This window comes from Clostridium sp. TJA020 (genome assembly GCF_058310295.1).
On sequence record NZ_JBZEFC010000021.1, the window covers coordinates 1 to 1,202 of the forward strand.

Consider the following 1,202-nt stretch of genomic DNA (forward strand, 5'->3'; position numbering starts at 1 on the left):
TGAATATCTGGTGATGATGGCATAGAGGAAACACTCCTTCCCATTCCGAACAGGAAAGTTAAGCTCTATAGCGCCAATGGTACTGCATGGGTGACCGTGTGGGAGAGTAGGACGTTGCCAGGTGAAAAATAAAAAGATAGTTTAATTGCTATCTTTTTTTTATACGGGGGTATAGCTCAGCTGGGAGAGCACCTGCCTTGCACGCAGGGGGTCAGGAGTTCGAATCTCCTTACCTCCACCATATTTAAGACACATCTATTTAGATGTGTTTTTTTATTTAAATTAAAATCTTTATATAATGCTGAAGGATTTTATATTATTTAAAGATAATATTTTTATAATTGAGGTGAATTTAAATGATGTTATATAAGAAATATTGCGTTAAATTTATATGTTTTTATATTAAAATATTAGTGCAACAAATCAATTATAATATATAAAAGTTTAAATAATTATAAATAAATTAATATATAGGTATTAATATTTAAATTAAGAAGAATACTATTAATATATTGAATATATATTAGTTTAAATAGGAAGATAAATTTTTTAATAACTACATATAAATATTAATACTGAAAATATTAGTGTTAATTAAAATTTAATCTTACTTATATTAATTAATATTTTAAAGGGTAGTAAATAGTATTTATATTATAATATAAATACTATTTAACAATAAAAAATAAATTAATTATGATAAATATATTACATAATAATAAGAGAAAGAAAGTATTTAAAGTTTATATATAATAGAATTATTACTTAAACATATCCTAGTGTATCAATGTCTAATAATATTAGAAAACTAAAGAAAATCTTAGTATGTATATTTTAATTTATAAATTTGAGTATATTAAAATATATTTAATAGTAATAATATGATATTATTGATTTCGTCGCTTATGACGATATAAATCGACATTAAAAGACATTAAAATATGTCGAAAGATGTTGACAAATATTGAATAAGGTTATAAGATATTATTGTTACTTAGAAGAGGAAACACTTTGAAAGTTTAGAAAACTTTATGAAAAAAAGTTGTTGACATAAATCTTCTTAAATGATAAGATAAACAAGTCGCTTGAGGGCGACGAGATAAAATGGTCTTTGAAAATTGAACAGAATATAGAAATACATTTAGAACCAGCAATTCTTTTTACAAGTAAGTTTTAAGAGCGAGATTAAACTTTTTATTGAG

The 1,202-nt window shown here is 23.5% G+C and carries 1 tRNA gene and 1 rRNA gene; both read left to right on the forward strand.

What is annotated here, in order from left to right:
• Window positions 1-6 precede the first annotated feature (6 nt).
• A 5S ribosomal RNA gene (gene rrf / locus AC4FQ1_RS13105) occupies window positions 7-123 on the forward strand.
• Window positions 124-165: 42 nt separating this feature from the next.
• Window positions 166-241 (forward strand) — tRNA-Ala (locus AC4FQ1_RS13110).
• Window positions 242-1,202 lie beyond the last annotated feature (961 nt).